Origin of the sequence: Streptomyces sp. NPDC002057, from assembly GCF_040296665.1 — a bacterium.
In the GTDB taxonomy this organism is placed as follows: Bacteria; Actinomycetota; Actinomycetes; order Streptomycetales; family Streptomycetaceae; genus Streptomyces.
The window spans coordinates 1-3,000 of the sequence record NZ_JBEOXR010000113.1 but is presented as its reverse complement, the minus strand read 5'-3'; the positions used below and the strand labels follow the sequence as shown (position 1 = coordinate 3,000).

Below are 3,000 nucleotides of genomic sequence, written 5' to 3'. Positions count from 1 at the left end.
CCCTTTTTATTTTCCCGCCCCCCACGTTAAAATCCAGGATTTATAAAACACTTTTCCCAAACCCCTCCCTTTCCCGATGGGCCGGGGCCCCGGCCCCGCCACAGGGAACGCCCCGGCCCCCGCGCGGCCGCGCCGACCTCAGCACTCAGCTCGACTCCCGCACGATCAGCTCCGTCGGCAGCACGTGCCGCCGGGGCTCTTCCGGTGCGTCCGCGATGTCCTGGAGCAGCATCCGCGCCATCGTGCGGCCCATCTCCTCGATGGGCTGCCGGACACTCGTCAGCGGCGGGTCCGTCAGCCGTGCCACCGGCGAGTCGTCGACCCCGACGAGGGCCACGTCCTCCGGGACCCGGCGCCCCGCCTCCCGCAGGGCCGACCGCGCGCCCGCCGCCATGACGTCGGAGGCGGCGAAGACGGCGTCCAGGTCCGGGCTGCGGTCGAGCAGCTCCCGCATGGCCTGCCGACCGCCCTCCTCGGTGAAGTCGCCCGCCGAGACCAGCGCCTCGTCGGGGGCGAGTCCGGCCTCCGTGAGTCCGGCGCGGTAGCCGCCGAGCCGGGCGCGCGCCACGTACATGTCGAGCGGTCCGGTGACGGTCGCGATCCTGCTCCGTCCGCGTGCCACGAGGTGCGCGACGGCGGCCCGGCCGGCTCCGATGTTGTCGGAGTCGACGTAGGGCACGGGCTCGGCCTCCGAGCGGCGTCCGTTCATGACGACGGGGAGGCCGAGTTCCCTGACGCGGTCGGGCAGCGGGTCGTCGCCGTGGACGGAGGCGAGCAGGACGCCGTCGACCCGCTGGGCGGCGAGGTACTGCTCGAAGCGCTGGCGTTCCTGCTCGCTGCGGACCAGGGTGAGCAGCAACTGCTTGTCGGCCTCCGCCAGTTCGGCGCTGACTCCGCGGATGAGGTCGAGGAAGTACGGCTCCGCGAAGAGCCGGGTCTCGGCCTCGGGGATGACGAGCGCGATCGCGTCCGTGCGGCTGCCGGCGAGGGCGCGGGCCGCCTGGTTGGGTACGTAGCCGAGTTCGGCGACGGCTCGGGCGACGGCCGTCCTGGTCCGCTCGCTCACCCGGGGGGAGCCGTTGATGACCCGGGAGACCGTGCCCCGGCCGACCCCCGCCTTGGCCGCGACCTCCTCCAGGGTGGGTCTGCCGCTCTGCCGTCCGTTCACCGCTCCCGTACTCCCCTCGTAGGACAACGCGCAGCTCATCCTGGGCCCCATGACCATGGGAGCGCTCCCAATCGCGCCCCAAACTAGCCCACGGGACCCGGGCCGCGCCACGAGGGTGTGTTCAGGAGATGACGTGACGACGGCCGCGAGGGGCCGCGAAACCCCCGGAAAACCTTCCGGTAACGAATCCGCGTTCATGTCTTGACACCCCCACCCGCCAGGCAGCAACCTTCCGGCAACGACGTGGGAGCGCTCCCATCCGGGATGCGCAGAGCCTTGCATCAGGTCCCGGCCGGCGCCGCCGAGCCGCGATCAGCGGGCCGGACCTCTTGGCGCACAACGAGCACCACCTTTGGACGAGGAGAGTGGAATGCGCACTTCCAGCAGCAGACGCGGACGCCGTGCGGCGGTCGCGGCGGTCGCCGTCGTCGTGACCGGCACGACCCTGCTCACCGGTTGCGGCAGCGACGACGACAACGGCGCCAAGGGCGGCGGGGGCGGCCAGGCGGGCGGGAAGATCACACTGCGGGTCGGGACCTTCGGTTCCTTCGGCTACGACGACAAGACCGGCGCCAAGCTCTACGCCGAGTACGAGCGGCTCCACCCGAACATCAAGATCGAGGAGTCGAACGTCTCCGACGGTCAGAAGTATTGGGACACCCTCAAGCTGCGCCTCTCCCAGAACAGCGGCGTCGCCGACATCCAGGCCGTCGAGGTCGGCTACATCGCCGAGGCGACCGGCCCGGCCATGGCGAACAAGTGGATCGACCTGGGCAAGGAGGGCGGCGCGAACCTCGGCGACTTCCTCGACTGGAAGGTCAAGCAGGCCACGACCGGCGACGGGAAGGTCATCGGCCTCGGCACCGACATCGGCCCGATGGCCATCTGCTACAACAAGGACCTCTTCGCCAAGGCCAAGCTGCCCACCGAGCGCGACGCCGTCGCCAAGCTGTGGTCGGGCGACTGGGCCAGGTTCATCGCGACCGGCGAGAAGTACAAGGCGGCCGCCCCCGCGGGCACCTCCTTCCACGACTCGGCGAGCGGACTCTTCAACGCCGTCATCTCCAGCGACCCCGTGCAGTACGCCGACTCCAGCGGCAAGCTCGACTGGGAGAACAGCCCCGGCGTGAAGAAGGCCTGGGAGACGGCCGTCACGGCGGCCCAGGGCGGACTCACCGCCAAGCTCCGCCAGTTCGACGAGAAGGGCACCTGGAACGCGGCCTTCAAGAACTCGAAGTTCGCCACCGTCGCCTGCCCCAGCTGGATGACCGGCATCATCAAGGACCAGGCCGGACCCGCCAACCAGGGCAAGTGGGACATCGCCGCGCCGCCGGTCGCCGGCAACTGGGGCGGTGCCTTCCTCGCCGTGCCCAAGGCCGGCAAGCACACCAAGGAGGCCGCCGAGCTGGCCGCCTGGCTGACCGCCCCGGAGCAGCACGCCAAGGTGTTCGCGGTCAACGGCAACATCCCCTCGTCGAAGGACACGCTGACGTCCTCGACGGTCCAGGAGGCGAAGCTGCCGTACTTCGGCGACACCCCGGTCGGCAAGATCTTCTCCAGCGCGGCGGCCGGGATCACCCCCGCCTCGATCAGCCGTTACGACGGCCAGGTGAAGACCTTCCTCACCGACAACGGCATCCTCGACATCGAGCAGCGCGGCACCGACCCGGCCAAGGCCTGGGAGAACGTCAAGAAGCTGGTCGACGACAAGATCGACCAGTAGCGGGGGCCGTGTGCGGGTCCGCCGCCCGCGGGCGGCGGGCCCCCACCCGCCGCCCCACCCCCCCCAACAGATAGGGAGAGCGGCGGGGTGGGGAAGAGTGTTTTATAAA

Annotated in this window: 2 protein-coding genes; one reads left to right on the top strand and one right to left on the bottom strand. The window is 70.4% G+C overall.

The window, feature by feature from the left end:
* Positions 1-145: 145 nt before the first annotated feature.
* A complete protein-coding gene (locus ABT129_RS37950; protein ID WP_351910824.1) occupies positions 146-1,207 on the bottom strand; it encodes a LacI family DNA-binding transcriptional regulator in 1,062 nt (353 codons plus the stop codon).
* Between the two features lie 331 nt (positions 1,208-1,538).
* On the opposite strand from ABT129_RS37950, the gene ABT129_RS37945 reads away from it, so the two are divergent.
* The gene (locus tag ABT129_RS37945) at positions 1,539-2,891 is read left to right on the top strand and encodes an ABC transporter substrate-binding protein (RefSeq protein ID WP_351910822.1); all 1,353 of its coding nucleotides are present in this window, start codon (positions 1,539-1,541) and stop codon (positions 2,889-2,891) included.
* Positions 2,892-3,000 lie beyond the last annotated feature (109 nt).